13 protein-coding genes are annotated in these 19929 nt (G+C 46.2%); 10 read left to right on the top strand and 3 right to left on the bottom strand.

All coding sequences use genetic code 11. From position 1 onward, the window contains the following. Positions 1 to 66: 66 nt before the first annotated feature. The 3 genes from F3J22_RS25540 to F3J22_RS25530 all read left to right on the top strand — a co-directional run bounded on the left by F3J22_RS25540 (position 67) and on the right by F3J22_RS25530 (position 2399). On the top strand, positions 67 to 1152 hold the full coding sequence (locus F3J22_RS25540) for a hypothetical protein (RefSeq protein ID WP_167020841.1): 1086 nt from the start codon (positions 67 to 69) through the stop codon (positions 1150 to 1152). Positions 1153 to 1197: 45 nt separating this feature from the next. Next, entirely contained in the window at positions 1198 to 1662 is a 465-nt protein-coding gene (locus F3J22_RS25535; protein WP_167020840.1) for a VOC family protein, read from the top strand. A 110-nt stretch (positions 1663 to 1772) separates the two neighbouring features. Further along, the gene (locus F3J22_RS25530; RefSeq protein WP_167020839.1) at positions 1773 to 2399 is read left to right on the top strand and encodes a TraR/DksA family transcriptional regulator; all 627 of its coding nucleotides are present in this window, start codon (positions 1773 to 1775) and stop codon (positions 2397 to 2399) included. 3 nt (positions 2400 to 2402) lie between these two features. Here F3J22_RS25530 and F3J22_RS25525 read toward each other — a convergent pair whose 3' ends face one another. The 3 genes from F3J22_RS25525 to F3J22_RS25515 form a co-directional block, all read right to left on the bottom strand. Then, positions 2403 to 3428 carry an endonuclease/exonuclease/phosphatase family protein gene (locus F3J22_RS25525; RefSeq protein WP_167020838.1) on the bottom strand — a complete coding sequence of 342 codons (1026 nt, stop codon included), beginning with the start codon at positions 3426 to 3428 and terminating at the stop codon, positions 2403 to 2405. Positions 3429 to 3530: 102 nt separating this feature from the next. Next, positions 3531 to 3926: a response regulator gene (locus tag F3J22_RS25520; RefSeq protein WP_167020837.1), complete on the bottom strand. Its 396-nt coding sequence runs from the start codon at positions 3924 to 3926 to the stop codon at positions 3531 to 3533. A 97-nt stretch (positions 3927 to 4023) separates the two neighbouring features. Next, positions 4024 to 5172: an AraC family transcriptional regulator gene (locus F3J22_RS25515; RefSeq protein WP_167020836.1), complete on the bottom strand. Its 1149-nt coding sequence runs from the start codon at positions 5170 to 5172 to the stop codon at positions 4024 to 4026. Positions 5173 to 5403: 231 nt separating this feature from the next. On the opposite strand from F3J22_RS25515, the gene F3J22_RS25510 reads away from it, so the two are divergent. The 7 genes from F3J22_RS25510 (at position 5404) to F3J22_RS25480 (ending at position 19908) form a co-directional block, all read left to right on the top strand. After that, positions 5404 to 8244: a TonB-dependent receptor gene (locus F3J22_RS25510; RefSeq protein ID WP_167020835.1), complete on the top strand. Its 2841-nt coding sequence runs from the start codon at positions 5404 to 5406 to the stop codon at positions 8242 to 8244. 20 nt (positions 8245 to 8264) lie between these two features. Beyond that, positions 8265 to 9074, top strand: a complete 810-nt coding sequence (locus F3J22_RS25505) for a tyrosine-protein phosphatase (RefSeq protein ID WP_167020834.1) — start codon at positions 8265 to 8267, stop codon at positions 9072 to 9074. Between the two features lie 344 nt (positions 9075 to 9418). After that, positions 9419 to 12586, top strand: a complete 3168-nt coding sequence (locus tag F3J22_RS25500; RefSeq protein WP_167020833.1) for a SusC/RagA family TonB-linked outer membrane protein — start codon at positions 9419 to 9421, stop codon at positions 12584 to 12586. Positions 12587 to 12595: 9 nt separating this feature from the next. Then, positions 12596 to 14119: a SusD/RagB family nutrient-binding outer membrane lipoprotein gene (locus F3J22_RS25495; RefSeq protein ID WP_167020832.1), complete on the top strand. Its 1524-nt coding sequence runs from the start codon at positions 12596 to 12598 to the stop codon at positions 14117 to 14119. A 41-nt stretch (positions 14120 to 14160) separates the two neighbouring features. Further along, a complete protein-coding gene (locus F3J22_RS25490) occupies positions 14161 to 15681 on the top strand; it encodes a DUF5689 domain-containing protein (RefSeq protein ID WP_205195681.1) in 1521 nt (506 codons plus the stop codon). A 144-nt stretch (positions 15682 to 15825) separates the two neighbouring features. Next, complete coding sequence (locus F3J22_RS25485; RefSeq protein ID WP_167020830.1) at positions 15826 to 16566, top strand: GntR family transcriptional regulator; 741 nt, start codon at positions 15826 to 15828, stop codon at positions 16564 to 16566. Positions 16567 to 16605: 39 nt separating this feature from the next. Beyond that, positions 16606 to 19908, top strand: a complete 3303-nt coding sequence (locus F3J22_RS25480; protein ID WP_167020829.1) for a glycoside hydrolase family 38 C-terminal domain-containing protein — start codon at positions 16606 to 16608, stop codon at positions 19906 to 19908. Positions 19909 to 19929: the final 21 nt, after the last annotated feature.

Here is a 19929-nt window from a genome sequence, read left to right as displayed (position 1 = left end):
ATTCATGGGGCTCTCAGGAATTATAGTTATTTTTAGTAAACATAGTATTCTCAACAAACAGCGTATATGAAACGGTTACTCGCATTGGTTACCCTCCTATTTCCGCTTGTTATGCAGGCGCAAAACAAGCTGGCACAGTCTATCGTAGACGACTTCTCGGCCAGGGCAGCTTACCACTATCAGCTGAAGAACGACTCTATTATGGGCTTTATCGCCGAACAGCTTACCCGCAGCGGCGCCGGCGGACTCGATATAGACTCCACCGTTACCAATCTTAAAAGCGACCAGTCCGCACTGGATGCCTCGCTGAAATACCTGTTCCAGTACAGCGACTGTAACCGTCAGCGCTTTATCGCGAACCTTCGCAGTATGGGTGTGAAAGACAATGCCGTATTCCCGATCGCCACCTATACCGCCAATAAATATAAAGACCAGACCAAGGAACTACTGGAAGACAAAGCCGACTTCCTGAGAACATATACCGGCCCTAATACCGGCAAAAATCCGGTGGCAGTGGCAGTGAATTCCGGTGGCACCAGCTCCGGAGGTATCACAGCTACCGAAAGCAGCAGCAATCCTGGCGCAACCGGCAGCGCCGGCACAGAAACCGCAGCCGCAGCACCTGCACCCGTAGATACCCGTACCTGGGAAGTAAAGCCGGTATTCCAGATCAGAACAGCAGACCAACTCTCTGATCTCTATGGAAAAGAAAATATTACCAAACGTGATGGCAGCGACATTGCCGGCAACTCTACCGGTAAAACCGCGCTGGTACTCTATCCAGAAACTGATGATGAACTGGAGATTGAAATGGATGGAGATAATGGCAATACACTACTCTTTGCTCATGACCACACCAAATGGAAAACACCTTATGGCATCAAGCCTGGTGATCCGCTGGCAAAGCTGATTAAAATAAACGGCAGAGCTTTTAAGATCAACGGCTTTGAATGGACAGATGGCGGCCTCGTTACCAGCTGGGGCGGCGGACAGTTAGAAGGCAAAGGCGTTACCATCCTGCTCAGGGCCAATAACACCGGCGATCCCAAACAATACGACCAGGTTACCGGCGACAAAAAAGTAAACTCCGACAACCCTGCACTGAAAAAACTGGACGTAGTTATTCAGTCCATCGCTTTCAAAAGCAACTAATATAAAATACTTGCATTGCTCAATCCGGACGGTTATCTTGTAACTATGAAAAAGTTACTACTGTCCGGATTGATGTTTTTACTGGCAGTCACCGGCAATTCCACGTTTGCACAGGCACAAAGCAGCATGCACCCTTCATTGAATCATATAGCCATTTACGTTGTCGACCTGAACAAAAGCACTGCTTTCTACAGAGACATCATTGGCCTGGAAACCATGGACGAGCCCTTCAAAGATGGCCGTCATAGCTGGTTTAAAGTGGGACCTCACTCACAGGTACACGTTATATCCGGCGCTAAGGAAGCCACCTTCCACGACAAAAACATGCACCTCTGTTTTTCCGTAGCCTCCATGCAGGAATTTGTTGACAGACTTAATAAAAACCATGTCAGCTTCGAAGACTGGCCCGGCAAAGCAGGCGCCATTACCAAACGTGTAGACGGCGTTCAGCAGATCTATCTCAAAGATCCTGACGGCTACTGGCTGGAAATCAATGACGATAAATTCTAATAGCTGAGTATCTATCTGTAAAAAATTAACCGGGGGATCATCTTCCGGCAGGAATCTCTTTGACATAAAATGCTTAAATTCAGGATATCTTTTACTGAATCATGTGAATTATGTCATTACTACTGAATGTTCCGGAGACAGATAAAGCTATTGCGCAGGCAGCAGGCGCATTGGTTGACAACAGTCAGCACTGGTATTTACCCAATGCAGCATATGGCAGGTTAAAAGAAGTGCAGCAATGGATACTTCCTCCCTCCGCTTACCTCATCCTTTCAGATATTTTATTGATCGCGCAAGGTTCCTGTGTATGTCCGCATTGTGGTCATACCAATAAGGTTATCTCACTGGCAAGCGATTCTTTCTATGAAAAAGATATGAATGAAAGAGATGAAGAAGTTTGGCTGGAACAAGATTTTTTTTCGATTTTCCACAGAATAACCACGATTTCAGACAATTTGAAGGAGTTTTTAACGGATAATTTCTCCCGTTATCATCTCACCCAACCCACAGACAATACACCCGCCTACTGGTACAACCATTGTGAACAATGCCACCAGGCCATCGATGATCACCGTTTGATGCAAAGCCCCGGCTGCCCCTTTCACCCGCGAAATGAGGAAGAAGCAACCGCCATAACACTGCACGCATACCCCATGAAATTCGCCCCGCTGATGGACGCCGGCTATGAACGGAATTACCATCAACGACTCATCGCTGAATTTGCAAAACGGATTTAAACGCTATTTCCTGAAAATAAATTCTGTCAGCACACCTTTATGGTCTGTAGGCCAGGTGCCTGCAGGTTGGATAAAAGGATCCTTCGTATTTTCCTCTTCCCGCTGGTTACGGACGATGGAGCCCGTAGGCCCTACCACACTGCTTTTCACGACCTTTAACCCTGGTTGTGGATAATAATAGATAAAATCGATCCTTTCCCTTTCATCCGCATCCGGTGCCCAGGCCAGCTGCTTCACGGGAACGGATATATTATTCGCGGGAAAAGTAAATCCCGGAAACTTAACGGGGTTCGGGTGTAATTCTCTGTAACTATCTTTAAACCCTTTACTATATAGCATTTCGGAGCAGGTCCAGGGAACAATCATACCATGGTGATCAAATGAATCTTTGGTAGCGGCAGTCCAGTCGAGGTGGCTGGCCTCATTGAAATCACCACCCAGGAGGATGATGTGTTTTTGATTGATGTCGGCTTTGGCGGCTTGCAGAAATGCCGTGATAGCTTCATCACGGGACGATGCCCTGTTAGAAGCCATGATAGTATCCAGGTTGGTACATGGCGCCGGCAATTTTTTCCAGGTAACCCCATCGTAGCCTCTGGGCAGGTACACCGCATAATTGAGGTAATCCAGGTGGCCGGAGTACAGGACCACCGTTTGCTTATCCACCACAGTAGTGAGTTTATAGATTTCTCCCTGTCCTTCAAACACAGTAGCACTATCTGTAATGGGATAACGGCTCATCACACCAGCACCATTGGAGAAAAAGCTATAATAAGTTTTGCCTTTGGCTGCCAGCGAAGCGGTAATCCTATCACAGAAACGGGTGTTCTTGTAATTACGTACTTCACTGAGCATTACGAAATCAGGCTCCAATCGGTCGATTTCATTCACAATAGCATCATAACCGCCGGGCACCATCGTGCCTTCCTGCCAGATGTTTAGCTGTAATACTTTCCAGTGGTATGTTTGTGCAGATGCCGTCAGAACAGACAGCATGGCCAAAGCCAATGCAGGTATAATTTTTTTCATTGTTCAGTTAAGTATTTGGGCAGATGATCATCATCTCCCGACAATCATCTCTGTAAAACAAAAATTATATATCTACCTGAAAAATAATAATACGGGCAAACATTACTGAATATTACGGAATACGTTGTGCAAAATTTCTTCCAGTGCTTTGATATTCGTTGGTTTTGTAACAAAAGACAACGCCCCGTTTTCAAGGGTTTGCTGGATATCGCTATGTAAAGAAGAAGTGGTGTAAATGATCACCGGAATTTTTTTCAGTTGTTCATCTTTTTTTAATTCGATCAGGCATTCCCGCCCGTCCATCCGAGGCATGTTCAGGTCCAGGAAAATAATATCCGGGATATCGATGGTCCCATTTTTCAGACGGTCCAGTGCCTCCTGTCCATTTGAAATGCTCTCGAAACTGGTATCAGGAGCGATTTGTTGCAGTACCTCTCCAAATAGAAAAGCATCATCATCATCGTCATCAACAAGAAGGAATCGGAATTTCTCTGTCATAAAAATAAAAATATGTCATTTTCAGCAATTAATACTGTTCATTCAAATCAGCTGAAACAAGCCACAGCACTAAGCGAACACATGCATATTGTTTTTATTACGCATTCATCAGCTGTTGATGGGAAGATGATTTTGTGCGGAGAAGATAGGCGGAAGGCGTTTCTCCCAGGATTTTCTTGAAATAGGCGTTGAAGGAAGATTTAGCTTTAAAACCGCTTTCGTAGGCAACAGTCAGAATATTCACTGGCAGGCCCTTTTGCTTGATATGGTCCATGAGCTCCACTGCTTTGTGGATGCGGTATTCATTGATGTACTGATAGAAGGTTTTATGTGCGTATGCATTCAGCGTTTCAGAAACATGGTACTTGCTTTCATGAATGGCATCCGCGAGTTTTTCCAGCGTCAGTTCTGCATCCTGGTAGATCGCAGATTGTTGCAGGTGCAGTTCCAGCTTTTGCCAGAGACGTTCGTGTTCATCTGCCGGCAGCTGCATTTTTTTGTTAGAGACGATTGTAGGTTCAGGTAAATCGGTGATGACCAATTCAGTAACGGGCGCAGCAACAACTTGCGACGCAACAGGTATGGCAGCCGAAATGCCCGTGTATTTATATCTTAATATATCTATGCAGATAATCGACAGCAGCGTATATACCATATATCTGCAGGGGATATTATTTACAAAACCATGGATGGTAAAAGTAGTGTAGAGTAGAAAACCCAGGGATATCAAACCGCTGACCATCATCAGAAAACCGATATGTGTAATCAATCTTCTTTCAGCCCCTTTAGGTAAGGAAAGGCGGCCTTTCAGTACCAGTAAGGGATAGGTCAATCCGGAGGCGACGAAAATCCAGGTAGATATGTTATTATAAAAATTGAGTGCCTTGTACCCTGTAGGTGGATGTGCCACCAGCAAACATGCCACGCTCAGGTAACCAATAGCCGCTACCACCACGGGTATGAAGTGATACCACTGTGTTGCAGGAATAAACGCGGGATTTTTTCTTTTCAGATAATAGAGATAGACCAATGGCCCGTAACACATGCCTATAAAGGTGTTCATCTGTGTACGCACATGCACATCAGAAAGGGCGGCATAGATATAAAATTTAATTCCCAGGTGCGTGGCAATACAGATCATCAGCATGATCAGCAGGCTGTCGGCCTTATCACTGGAACGTTTTGTCCACAGTAATAAAGATGCTATTAACGCCTGAAATGCCCCTATGGAAATTACGTAAATCATAGCCTTTTTTCCTGCCTCAAAAATATACTTTGAATATTACGACAATGTTAAATCGGGATAATTAAGGCGTAGATAATGCCCCGGTAATAATTTGATAACATTATACAACTAATTAGCAATCAATAGTTACAGGTACAGATCTATCGGATTCTGGCGACAGCCGTACAACTCAGGCGGTTCGGTCGCCAGGGCGGTGACGATCCGCTTTTTTTGTGGAAAATTTTATCAACTATGACAGCGGATAATAAGAAGCTTTCTCTGATTTTATGCGCAACATTATTAGGGGCAGTCTCGGCAAAGAGCCAGACAATAAAAGGAGTAGTGACGGATAAGGACGGGCAGTTACCCGGAGCCACTGTGATGGCGCCGGTGAGTAAGCAGGGATCCTCTACAGATCTGAATGGAGGCTTCACCTTAAATACACAGGTGACCGGGAAAGTAAAAATCCTGGTATCCTATATAGGTCATGATACAAAAGAACTGGAGCTGGATATTAAGAAAGGCGTAAATGACCTGGGAACGATTAAACTGGAAGCCAGCAAGCAGCTGAACGAAGTATTGGTGAAAGGTACCATGGTTCCTTCCCAGATGAAAGCGCTGAGTATTAAAAAGAATTCACTCGCCATCATGGACGTCATTGCGGCAGATGCAATAGGCAAGCTGCCAGACCGTAATGCTGCCGAGGCGGTACAGCGTGTACAGGGCGTTGCCGTGGCACGTTATCATGGAGAGGCTGACGCGGCCACCGTGCGTGGTACGCCTTTCGCCTGGACCTCCATCCTCTTTAATGGCTCCCGCCTGCCTAGCGCCAACGTATTAGGTAGTCGCAACGCCGTACTGGACGCCGTTCCCAGCGAAATGATCCAGTACGTTCAGGTAGCCAAAGCTATCACACCGGATATGGAAGGCGATGCCGTAGGTGGTTCTATCAATTTTATCACCCGTACCTCACCGGCTAAACGTGTGCTGAATGTCAGCGCTGCCGGCGGTTACAATACTTTCTCCAAAGACGGCACCTATAATGGTTCTATCGTTTATGGCGATCGTTTCTTCAAGGGCAAATTAGGCGTGATGCTTGCCGGAGCTGTCTGGAACCGCCAGTGGGGCACCGATGCCTTCGAGGTAGCGTATAATACAGGTCTTGCAGACCCTCAGCAGAAAAAATCTATCGCTACTACCCTATTAAAAAGATATATGGGCCAACGCCAGACCTATGGCGGTAACCTCGGGCTGGACTATACCTTCAACAAATCCAATAAAATTTACCTGCGTGGTTTGATGGATAAATTTAATGATATACGTCCGGTATATGAGTCATATGTAGATTACAACAATAGCCAGTACCAGTACAATTATCGTTATTCCTATTACCAGACCGTATTGAATGGAGCAGAGCTGGGCGGTGAACATCAGCTGTCGTCCAGACTGAAAATGGATTGGGCTGTCAGTGATTACTATACGAAATATTTCCTGGAGACACCGCCTACCAATGGTGTAAAAGGCTTGCCTATTGCCACTTTCAAGCAGAAGATCACCGGAGGTTTTAGCAACCTGTCGTCTGACGGGAAACGTTACTGGGGCTTTGATTCTCCGAACGGCGTAGGTGGCAATCCACTTTCTTTTGATCCGGGACTGAAAAACAGTGCCGAAACCATGGATGCCACTAAGCTTACTTTACAACAGCTGGTCATTGCACAATTAGATACCAAAGAAGAAGATAAGACCGGCCAGATAAATTTCAAATTCAACGCCAGCAGCAGAGTCAATCTGAAAGCAGGATTTAAATACAGGCACAAAGACCGTAGCGGCATGTATGGTTCCAATGCCGTGTACCTCGCTGGTGCAGCGCTGGGCATTCCGCAGTCGCCCGCCCTGGTGCCGCTTTCCAATATGGACCGCACCGACTTCCCGATGCGCGGCGGCTTCTTCAACGGCATGAAAGGAAATTATGATGCGTTTGCCATCGATCCGATTACGAAGGGGCAGCTGTTCAACCTGTTTGATACCGCCACACTGCGTAAGAATGGTTTCATGGACTTCACTTCAAAAACAAATCCTACCAATATTTACGAAGGAACAGAAAATGTAGCCGCAGGTTATGCTATGGCAGAAATTGATGCTACAGACAAGTTAAAAGTGATTGCCGGTGTAAGAAATGAGTATACTACGTTTACTCTGCATGGCACCAAAGCCACTACAGCCGGGAGTCCTGCGGTAACAACGCTGTCGCCGGTGACCGTTAGCAACAACTACAATGCCTTGCTGCCGATGGTACACCTGAAGTATTCGCTCAACGATCATGCGAATATCCGTGCCGCCTACACGAAATCTTTTGTACGTCCTAACTTCTCCGATCTTACACCTGGAGAGTCTATGGACAACACAAAAAATCCTATCGCTATTACCAAAGGAAACGTAGACCTGAAGCCAACTTTCGCCAATAATTTCGACCTGATGGGAGAATATTATTTTAAAAACGTAGGATTAATATCCGGTGGTGTTTTTTATAAGAAGATCAAAAACGTGATTTTCACCAACAGTTATACCTATCAGCAGGAAGGTACCAACTATATGCTGACACAGGCACAGAACATCAGTGATGCATGGCTGGTGGGAATGGAAGCAGGCATCAACAAGCGTTTGGACTTCCTCCCTGGTTTCTTCTCAGGTCTGGGTGTTGAGTTCAACTACACTTTCATTAATTCTGAAGTAAAACCAACAGGCACCTATACTTCTATGTTGCCTAATCAATCTAAGAATCTCTTCAACAGCATTTTATTCTACGAGCGCAAAGGAGTGATGGTACGTGTTGCCGGCAACTACCGCGGTGCTTCAGTAGAAACCATCAACACCGCACTGGGCCCGGATTTCTTCACCTGGACAGACAAGAACTTCACCGTAGATGCATCTGCCACGGTGAGCATTACACCTTCCATACGCGTGTTTGTGGAGCTGAACAACCTCACCAATGAGCCGCTGCGTGTATACATGGGCGATCACCGACGCATCACCAGCCAGGAATGGTATGGCAGCAAAGGACAGGCAGGTATCAAATGGGACATCATCAAATAATCTTTTTAAAAATAAGTAATATGAAAAAATGGGGTATTGCACTTGCCATGTTATTTCCGGTAGCAGCATTTGCGCAGCTGGCAGACAGCACAGTAAGACTGGTACATATGCAGGGCGCTTGCAACTTTAGAGATGTGGGTGGTTATAAAACTAAAGATGGAAAAACGGTTGTCTGGGGAAAAGTATATCGCTCTGCAGATGTGAGTAAGCTGACAGCACAGGACCTGGATACACTGCAGCAACGTCATATCCACACCGTGTATGATTTCAGAGGTCAGAAAGAATCAGCAGCAGCACCGGATCATTTACTTCCTGACACCAAATACCTGCTGTGTCCGGCCGGTAGCGACAGTCTGCCAACACCAGCGCAGATGATTGCCTATCTGAAGAATGGCGGTTTCCTGGAGAAGTTTTACGGTGATCCGACTCCGTTTGGTGCAAGATATAAACCGTTATTCCAGGAGTTATTACGCTTACCTGCCAACGAAGCAGTGATGTATCATTGCACTGGTGGAAGAGACAGAACCGGTATGGCTACTGCATTATTCCTGTATGCATTAAATGTTCCTGAAGAAACAATTGCAGCGGATTTTACTGCCAGCAATGTTTACCTGGAGCCTATGAATAAGCAGATGTTTAAAGGAATGGCACAGATGGCCGGGATAGATGAATCTACCGCCAGAAACGCTATGGCATTGAAACCTGAGCACCTGCAGATCATGTTTGCCGGCATTAAAAAACAATATGGCTCTGTAGAAAATTTCTTCGATAAAGAGCTGGGTATTGGAAAAGCGGAGTTAAAGATTTTAAGAGCGAAATACCTGCAATAGCAGCAAAAAGAATAATCATAAAATACTAACGGCGACACATATACGATGTGTCGCCGTTTTTTTTAACCATATAATTATCCTACACTGATTATGTGATTCATTATAGTTAGCGGCGTAGTCAATTTCTCTCTAACTGCCTGTATTTACAGGTGTTTACATATGCTGAACAGCGAGTTTACCTCTATACAAAATATAAAGTTTACAAATTGTTAATATCCAAAGCATGAAAAGATTTTTCAATTCGCACTACCTTGGCGCCCGCATTGCACACACAAATTAATTTTCAACACACAAAATCAAGATAGAAGTTATCGGCCGATAATAGCTCTCGCTAATCAACCAGTATGAAGAATTATCTACTATTCTTCGTCATCTTTCTGATGGCGGATAATGTGCTCTTTGCCCAGCAAAAAATAATTACGGGGACGGTAAAAGATCGCACAGACAATAGTCCTCTTCCAGGTGTTAACGTTAGGATCAAAGGCAGTAACCGGGGAACACAAACCAATGTGTATGGTATCTTTACCATTGCTGTCAATGACAACGAAACACTGATTTTTACGTCTATCGGTATGCTGCCGAAAGAAATTAAACCAGGCAACGAAAAGACAATCGTCGTAGAACTCTCCAGCGACGTAAAACAGCTGGAAGTTGTAACTGCACTGGGTATTAAAAGAGAAGAAAAAACACTGGGTTATGCAGCCTCTGTTCTGCAAGGCGAAGAACTCACCGGTGCGCTGTCTTCCAACTGGACAGATGCCTTATCCGGTAAAGTAGCAGGTCTTAACCTTATCCGCTCCAATAGCGGCCCTGCGGGTTCTACCAAAATCATCCTGCGCGGAGAAAGCAACCTTACCGGTAGTAATGAAGCACTTATTGTTATTGATGGGGTGGTTACCAACAATGGTAGCGGCCGCCGTACTGCGATTTCGGGGGAAACAGCATACGGAACCAACAACGACAACATGCCCGCCGATTATGGTAGCAGCTTTAATGACATCAACCCGGAAGATATCGAATCCCTGACTGTACTGAAAGGTCCTGCCGCAGCAGCGCTCTATGGACAAAGAGGTGCAAACGGAGCGATCATCATCACCACTAAATCCGGTGGTAAAAAGAAAAAAGGCTTTGGACTTACCATCAATTCCAATGGCTCCATGGAAAAAGTAAACAGGTTCCCTGACCTCCAATATCAATATGGTCAAGGTCTTGCAGGCGCCGATTACTATTCTTATGGCACCTCTCCTACCGGATTGGCCAGCACCAGCGGCACCAGTTCTGCCTATGGTCCTAAATTCGATGGACAGAGCTTTTACCAATACGATCCTGTAACACAGGCACAAAGTAAAAATCCTACGCCATGGAAAGCCTATAACAATATCAACAGTTTCTGGAACACCGGCGAAACCTTCACCAATACAGTTACACTGGATGGTGGTACTGATAAAACAACAGCTAGATTCTCATTCACCAACGTGAATAACAACTGGATCGTTCCTAATACCGGTTACAAACGTAACACACTGTCCATGTCTGTAAATTCTAAAATCAACGACAGATTACAGATATCTTCGAAAGTCAACTATACCAACAAATGGAGTGATAACCTCCCTGGCGCCGGCTATGGTAACCAATCTATCATGTACTGGTATATCTTCTGGCAGCCAAGTGCAGATATCAACTGGTTGAAAAACTACTGGGGCAAAGGAAATGAAGGTAAAGTGATTAAATATCCTTTCAGCTCTTATCCTTCCAACCCATATGCCGTAGCATATGAATATCTGAATAAATCCAACAGACATAACGTTACCGGTAACTTCACTGCCAATTATACATTTACAAAAGAGTTGAGTCTGCAGGTAAGATCTTCTGTAGATCTCTCCTATGAGATGCGTTCACAGCAACGTCCCTGGGGTGCAGGTGCGAAATATGCCAAAGGCCAGTACCGCACACAGAATATCTTCAGCATGGAAGCCAGCAGCGACTTCCTCCTGAAATATGCGAAGAAAATCAACAAAGACTTTAATTTCTCCGCAACACTTGGTGGAAGCACACTCAAAAATGTGTACAACAAAGATGAAAACCGTGCTGACTCCCTTACTTACCCGGGCGTATACACGCTGGCTAACACCGCAGGGCCACTGGTAACAATTCCAAGGAGAGAGGAATTTGGCCTGAACAGTTTCTACACATTGATCACCGGCTCCTATAAAGACTTCCTCTTTGCCGACTTCTCTGCAAGACAGGACTGGAATAGCGTACTCGCTACAAGAAAACGTACTTCCAGTACCGGTTTCTCTTATCCGGCCCTTAACATGAGCTTCCTGCTTTCTGAAGTAGCCAAACTGCCAGCCTTTATTGACTACGCTAAAATCAGGGCTTCTATAGCCAGCGTGGGTAGTGGTATGACTATTCCTTACCAAACAGAACACCTGTATGCCAGCGCCGGAAGTCTTTACAGTGGAGGATTAACAGTACCTGATGTATTGAACAATCCTAACCTGAGACCATTGCGTACCTATACATATGAAGTAGGCGGTAATATACAGACCCTGCATAACAGACTTGGTTTGGATTTAGCCCTGTATACCGGCAACACCAAAGATCAGATCCTGAAGGTCGTTACAGATCCTGCCAGCGGTTACAACTATGCCATCATCAATGCCGGTGTAGTACAGAACCGTGGTATTGAAATCGCTGTCAATGCTACACCAGTGCAGGCAAAAAATTTCAAATGGACCTCCAACGTTACCTTCTCCAGCAATAAAAATATCATCAAGTATCTGCCAGACAGCTTCCTGGTGTTACAAACAGGACCTGTGGGCGGCGGACAAATCGTTGCGACTCCGGGTGGAAGCATGGGTGACCTCTATGGACGCGGTTTCCAACGTTCCCCTGATGGCCAGATCGTGTATGATAAATCTACCGGTGCTGCATTGCTGACAACCGATATTAAATACCTGGGTAATACCATCCCTAAATATAAAATCGGTTTCATCAACCATTTCATGTACAAACAATTTAACCTGAACCTGCTGTTTGATGCACAGCATGGTGGTGTGGCACACTCACTCACCCACTACAAACTGGCAGAACAGGGTAAAACCACCAATACCTTACCGGGGCGTTACAGCGGCATTATCGGTAATGGTGTGGTGCAAAATGAAGATGGTACTTACCGTAAAAACGATGTTATCGCTACTGATGTTGATAACTACTACCGCTCTATGTACGGACAGGATAACGCAGAAGGAAGCGTGTTCAGCACTGACTTCATCAAGTTCAGGGAAGCGCGCCTCGACTATAACCTGAAACCCGCTGCACTTAAGAAGCTGGGCCTTCAGCGCCTGACAGTAGGTATCTATGGCCGCGACCTGTTTATCTGGTCTCCATGGCCAATTTTCGATCCTGAATTCGGTACCCTCAGCGGCACCGATATCGTAAGAGGATTTGAAATCGGTCAGTTCCCATCTACCCGCACATTCGGATTTAACGTAATTATTGGTCTTTAATCAGCGAACATGAAGCAATTACTATATATAGCAGGATGTATTGCACTGGTGGTTTCTACCATGCTCTCTTCCTGTACAAAAGGTTTTGATAAATTAAATACAGATCCAAACAGTACTGCTAATGCATTGCCTCAGCAGCTGCTGGCGCCTGCATTGGTAAACTCCCTTTCTGCTAACCTTTCCCGTAACCGTAGCTTCAACAACGAGTTGATGCAGGTAACCGTGAACATGAGTGATGCAGAAGGACAGGTATTCCGTTATGATTACCGTGCCAGCTGGTCTGATTATCTGTATACTTCCTGGTATAATGCCATTACAGATTTCAAGGCATTATATTCTACCTCTACCGATTCACTGACCAGAAATACTTCCTATCAGGGTATTTCGATGATCTGCCAGTCATGGCTTTTTTCCATGTTAACAGATACCTATGGAGATATGCCATACTTCAAAGCTGGTCTGGCAAAGGATAGCGGTATTATGCATCCTCCTTTTGATGCGCAGAAAGACATCTACCTCGATATCTTTAAACAACTGGATTCTGCCAATACCCTGTTAAGTAAAAATGCAGGTATCGTAGCCGGCAGTGACCCTGTTTACAATGGCGATGTTACCAAATGGAGAAAATTCGGTAACTCCCTCTATCTCCGCCTGCTGTTGCGCGTTTCCGGTAAATCAGATGTTGCTGACCAGTGTATCGCGAAAATCAAGGATATCCTGGAGGTAAGCACATCCAAATATCCTATCATGACTACTGTAGATGAATCTGCTATTCTCCGCTGGACAGGTCAGGGTCCATACACGTCTCCATTACTCAACGTAAGGGAGCAGGACTTCAGATCTCCGGCTATCTGTAGCTTCTTCATCGATAACCTTGCGAAATGGAATGACCCGCGTATCGACATCCCGACCTATGGTAGCGGTGGATATAACAGATGGGCTATTGTTCCTTACAGCGGTATGTATGCGGGTGTTCCGAGTGGCTATTCCCCTGGTGATAACTATCCTAAGAAATGCTACTTTAACTCTTACGTATCTACGTCAACAGCGCCAAGTCTGATGAGCGATGCGCAGACAGGCATCATCATGAACTATGCTGAGTTATGCTTCATCAAAGCAGAAGCTGCGCTGAAAGGCTGGATTAAAGCTACACCGGGCGCTTTCTACAACTCCGGTGCGCAGGCATCAATTCAGCAATGGTTACCTAACTATAAAGCACCGATCGACTCATTCCTTGCTGCCGCTGATATCCAGTGGTTAGACAGTGAAACAACTGACGAGAAAATGGAGAAAATCCATGTGCAGAAATATTATGCATTATTCATGACTGACCTGGAGCAATGGTTTGAATACCGTCGTACCGGCCATCCGGTGTTACCAAAAGGCCATGGCCTGATGAACGGTGGCGTAATGCCAGCCAGGATGACCTATCCGGTATTTACACAGTCTACCAACCCTGATAACTACAAAAAAGTAGTAGCCTCACAGGGCCCGGATGTGATTTCCACACAGGTATGGTGGCAAAGACCATAATCATTGAATAAATGCATTTATTGAATTTTAAAAGATTAATAATGAAGAAGCACAACATATATTTCTCTCTCCTTTTGTCCCTTGTATTTTTATGGGGATGTGAGAAAGACAGTTATCCGGGTGCGGTTGTGAGTCCATATATCGGGATTTTTGACGTAAGAGCTTTGTATAAAGGAAATGATGTCGCACTGAATACCGGCAACCTGGGAGGTTCCTCCAAACTGGCCGCCATGGTAGTATCTGATCATTCCGGGGGCAACCTTCCTACCGGTCTGCTGGTGGTACAGGAAGCACGCCGTCTTTCCAAATTAAGAGGTATTTCCATTGCACTGGGCAATGATGCGACCAAATATTTGCCAGGAGATTCTGTGCTGATAGACATCAACGGTGGTGTATTGAAAAGAGTGAATGGTATTTTGCAGATCACTGGTCTTGATACCAGCAGGATCACCAGGGTATCCAGGGGCAACGATATTCCTGTTGTTCGTGTATCTACAGCCAATATTGCTGCCAATCCGGATGCCTACGAAAGCACGCTGGCAGTAATCCTCAAAGGCGGCTTCGACCCGCTTCCGGCGAAAGACGCTACCCTTTCAGGAGAACACATACTTACCGATGGTTTTGGTAACATCACCCTGCATACAGAAGCTGCCGCTAACTTCTCCGGCACGCTGCTGCCAGTACTGGCAAACTATGCAGGTATAGTGTTCTGCGCGCCTTCCGGCGACACCTTAGCGCCTACAGTGCGTATGCGTACCGGCGATGACACCAAACTGCTGAGCAGCACGATCAGTGTGGCGCCGCTGGTGATCTCCGGCTTCGCCAGCGACGTTGCCGGTGCTGACGGTAACTACGAATATGTACAGTTGCTGGCTACCAGAGATATTGACTTCTCTGTAACGCCATTCTCCTATGTTGTGCTTAATAACGCCAACGCCTCTACGCCTACAGGTTTCCCTACCAAAGGCTGGGCTACCGGTGGTATGCGTTCCTATAAGATCAACATCACTTCCGGAAAAGTAACAAAAGGTAACTACTGCTACGTAGGAGGTGCCTACAAACTCATCAATGGTAGTGGCTCCACCAATATGAGCACTTCCAACTGGGTGGCCAACTGGGATTATGTAAATAACGATGGTAATGACTTCGGTACCAAAACCGGCGGTCTGATGGCTAACAGTGGTAACGCCTTTGGTATGGCTATTTTCACCGGTACTACCGTAACGGTAAACAGTATTCCGGTAGATGCCGTCTTCGTAAGTGGTGGTGGTAGTTTGTATTCTGCAGGTCCGCCGCCAGTGGGCTACCTGATTCCGAACAACGACTTCTATGACATCAAAGATCCGTATACACTTAAAGATCAGCCTTATTACAAAGCCGGCTCCAACACTATGTGCCTTGCTTACAATACAGCCGATCTGGGTTACTTCTACAAGCTCGGCGGGCAATATAGTCCCGACCTGGGCAGATGGGTTAAAGCCCGTGCACAGAATAACTTCCTGATGACCAAGCAGACATTGCCTGCATCACTGGAAGACTCCGTAGCTACCAAGCTGAAATAATACATTTTATCGACTTATGAAAGGGTCTCTACGCTGTAGAGGCCCTTTTTGTTTTTAATCTGTAATCATCTATTTATCAGATAGATAAATACTACCCATCAAAAAAATTTGCCTTCCTCCACATTTCTTAATATGTTTGAACATATGAACAACATTCCTTTACTGGACCATGACAGCAAAACACCGCTGCACCAGCAGGCAGAAGAGCAGCTTCGTAAGCTGATACGCGATAATCATTTCCGCGTAGGCGATACTTTTCCTAAAGAAACAGACCTCGCCAAACGCTGGGGAATATCCAGGAATACACTGCGTCAGGCAATTGCCAACCTGGTAAAAGATGGTTTGCTGGAGAGAAAGAAACGTACAGGAACGACTGTACGAAAAAAGAAAATCACCACCGACCTCGCCAACTGGCTGAGCTTCAGCCAGGAAATGGAAGATAAAGGCACGCCGTTTAAAGACCTCAAACACAGTGTGGAAAAGGTGAAGGCGATAAAAGAAACTGCGGAAAGACTCGGCGTTCCTGCCGGCACAGCAGTCATAGCACTGGAGCGTATCAGAAGTACCGGCAAAAATCCGATGGTATACTTTCAGTCTTTTTTCCATCCGCGTATAGGCCTTACCGTTGAAGCCAATTTCAAAAGGCCGCTATACGAGCTGCTGGATGAAGAATACCATACTGTTCCGGTTTATTCACAGGAAGAAATCAGGGCCATCGCCGCCACTGAAAAAATTGCCGCCTGGCTGAAAGTCGCTGCCGGCGCACCTGTCCTCGAAAGGAAACGACTGGTATTAGATGCTGCCAAAAAACCAATAGAATTCAATATCTGCTACTACAGAAGCGATTGGTTTACCTACAGCATCGAAATCAAACGACCGATATAATCATCTACCCCACTCCTATTATTATACAAAATACTGCTGATGAGATTCGTAAAACTTCATGTGGCGGCCTTATTGCTATTTATCGGCATACAGGCCCGGGCCCAGAAAACAGTTCCCTATTTCGGGAAAATCGACTGGGTCAATGGTTATGAGAAAGAGATAACGGGAGAGAATATACGCTATTATTCCGCCTTCCCGGATTATGCTACCACCGCACTGCTCACAAGAACCACCGATGGTCAGAAAGTAATCGCCTGGCAAACAGCAGCAGTGCCTGCAAAAATTAAAGGCCCTTATGTCTATTTCAGCTGGGTAGCCGGACATTCAACCGCCACCAGCGGCGGTCCGCGGAATTTTGATTTATATGCAGATGATAAAAAACTGCTCACCATTACCACACTGCCAGGAAACCAATCGCCGGTATGGTCCTATGCCGCGACCGACAGCTCCCGCATTGTGTTTGAACAAACTACCAAAGACGGCGCCGGCGATGCACATGGCCTCATCTTCCTCCGGCTCCCGGTAGCATTGGTGAAACCCGGAAAACCGGTACAACTCAAAATGGTAGGCCAGGCCCAAAATAGCAACGACTGGTTCATGACATTCAAATTCTCTTTCGAAGAAAAAGTAGATGTTACGCCACAGCCTTTCCTGCTGAAAAACGGTAAACAACCCGTAGCACTTACCGCCCTGCATTTCGGCAACCCTGCCGTATTACAGGTGAAAGCCGGCAACAACAGCTTCAACTTCAACATCACAGATGGTATCAACCGCCTCGACATCCCCGTTGACGCCGTAAAGAAAGCCGACAGCATTCGTATAGTCGTTGCCGGTAATGGTAAAACAGTCCTGGATAAATACGTCCCCCTCTCACCGGTAACATACAGGGAGATAGATCTTATCCATCACTCCCACACCGATATCGGTTATTCACACCTGCAGCCGGAAGTGCTGAGAATACACCTGAAGAATATTGATGATGCCTTACAGATGATCGCTGCCACCCGCAATTATCCGGAAGAAGCCCGCTTCAAATGGAACATCGAATCCCTCTGGGCAGTAGAAAACTATATGAAACAGGCCAGCCCTGCAAAGAAAGCAGCTTTCATTCAGGCCGTAAAAGAAGGCAGTATCTGCCTTTCAGCCTTATATGCTAATATCCTTACCGGCCTTAGCTTACCGGAAGAACTGTTTCACTATACGGATTATGCCCAGACACTGAAAAAGGAATATGGCCTGGAAATCCCCAGTGCCATGATCTCTGACGTACCGGGATATACCTGGAATACCGTTACCGCGCTGGCACATGGCGGCGTGAAATATTTCTCCAGTGGCCCGAACTACCTCGGTGAAACACATCCTTACCTGGGTGACCGTGTGGGTCATTTCGTTCGTGCCTGGGGCGATAAACCAGTGTGGTGGGCCAGCCCATCCGGACAGGAAAAAATTCTTTTCTGGGCAGGTGGCAAAGGCTACTCTTCCTGGCATGGAACCGCTCCTGGCGGCGTCTTCGCTCGTGGCCCGCAGAAAATCGCGGAGTACCTGCACGAACTTGATGAAAAAAAATATCCTTACGACATAGTACAGTGGCGCTATAATATCGTGGCAGACAATGGCCCCATCGATACCAGCATCTCCCGCTTCGTGAAGGAATGGAACGAAAAATATCAATCTCCTAAACTGGTATTAAATACAGTTGATCATCTCTTTAAAGCATTTGAAGAAAAATATGGGAATCAACTGCCAGTGGTAAAAGGCGATATCACACCTTACTGGGAAGATGGCGCAGCCTCTTCTGCTAAGGAATCCGGCCAGAACAGGATCACCAGTCTGCGCCTGTTACAGCTCACCAATGCCTGGTCTATCCTCTCTCCAGGTACTTACCAGCCGCAATCCTTCTTTGAAGCATGGCGCGATGTAATCATGTTCCACGAGCATACCTGGGGCGCACACAACAGCACCTCTGAACCTGATGTACCTTTCGTCACGGAACAATGGCGTATCAAAAAGCAGTTTATGCTGGATGCAGACAGTATCACCAACAGCCTTAGCAGCCAATTACTCAGCGGCTTCATCGGTGCGGGGGCTAAACGCATTGCAGTAGTGAATACTTTGTCGTGGGAAAGAAACGGGCTGGTGAAAATCAGTATCCCGGGCAAATCGGTGCGTGATGCCAAAGGCAATACCATTCCGTTGCAACAGCTGAAATCCGGCGAATATGTATTCTATGCACAACATATTCCGGCATTGGGTATAGCTGTGTTCGAAGTATCCGATAAAGAAATCAAATCTACCAACTCCTTTACCCTGACGGACCATAGCCTGTCTAACGGCATTGTTACCGTTTCCTGGGATGCACAGGGAAGTATTACCACCCTGGCCGCAAAGGATGCCTATAACTACGCAGGACAATTTAAAAACCAGGGGCTGAACAGCTACTGGTACGTACCTGGATTAGATCCGGCCGCCGCCACTTCCAACAATGCATTAAAAATGGAAGTAACGGAAAATGGCCCTGTAGTTGCCACCATTACATTATCAGGAGAGGCGCCAGGCGCCAATAGTATAGAAAAACGTATAACCCTCACCGTTAGCGGCGATGCCGCTACCATAGAAAATACGCTGGACAAAAAAGCGATCAGGGAAAAAGAGGCAGTGCATTTTGGCTTCCCGGTTAATATATCTGCTCCCATAACCACACTGGACGCAGGCTATGGCACCATGCAATACCTGAAAGACCAGCTGCCTGGATCTAATATGGATTTTCTTTTCGGAAGACGCTGGGTAGATATTGCCAATGCCGACAGAGGCCTCCAGTGGATGTTGCTGGAAACCCCGATGGTAGAGCCTTCCAGTATGATCGATGAGAGAAAGACGGTGATGCAGAGCCATAAAGAATGGCGCACCAAAGGCGAGCCTACAGCCACCTGGTTTAACTATATCATGAACAACTACTGGCATACAAATTATAAAGCAGACCAGGGCGGTGTGAGTAACTACCACTATGCATTAAGGCCGCATACCAGCGTTACGCCGGTAGCGCAGGAAAAGGCCGCTGCTGAATTTACACAGCCACTGCTGGCATTCCCTGCCAAAGCAGACCTGAAACCTGCCGGCCCGCTGTTCACTATTTCCAATACCAGTATTATTATCACCAGTGTAACGCCGGCTCCAAACGGCGGCTTCATTGTAAGGGTATTCAACCCCGAAAGCAGCCACCAGGAAGGAAAATTTGTATGGGGAAGCTTTACTGCCAAAAGCATTAAAGCGGCCGACAACAGCATCGTTACTTCCTTGTCCATGCCAGGTATGGCCGTACAGGAATACCTGCTGCAACCATAATAGCACAAACCATATCCTATA

This window comes from Chitinophaga sp. Cy-1792 (genome assembly GCF_011752935.1).
Lineage (GTDB): Bacteria > Bacteroidota > Bacteroidia > Chitinophagales > Chitinophagaceae > Chitinophaga.
The sequence above is the reverse complement of the archived record's forward strand: the minus strand, read 5'-3'. Positions and strand labels throughout refer to the sequence as shown.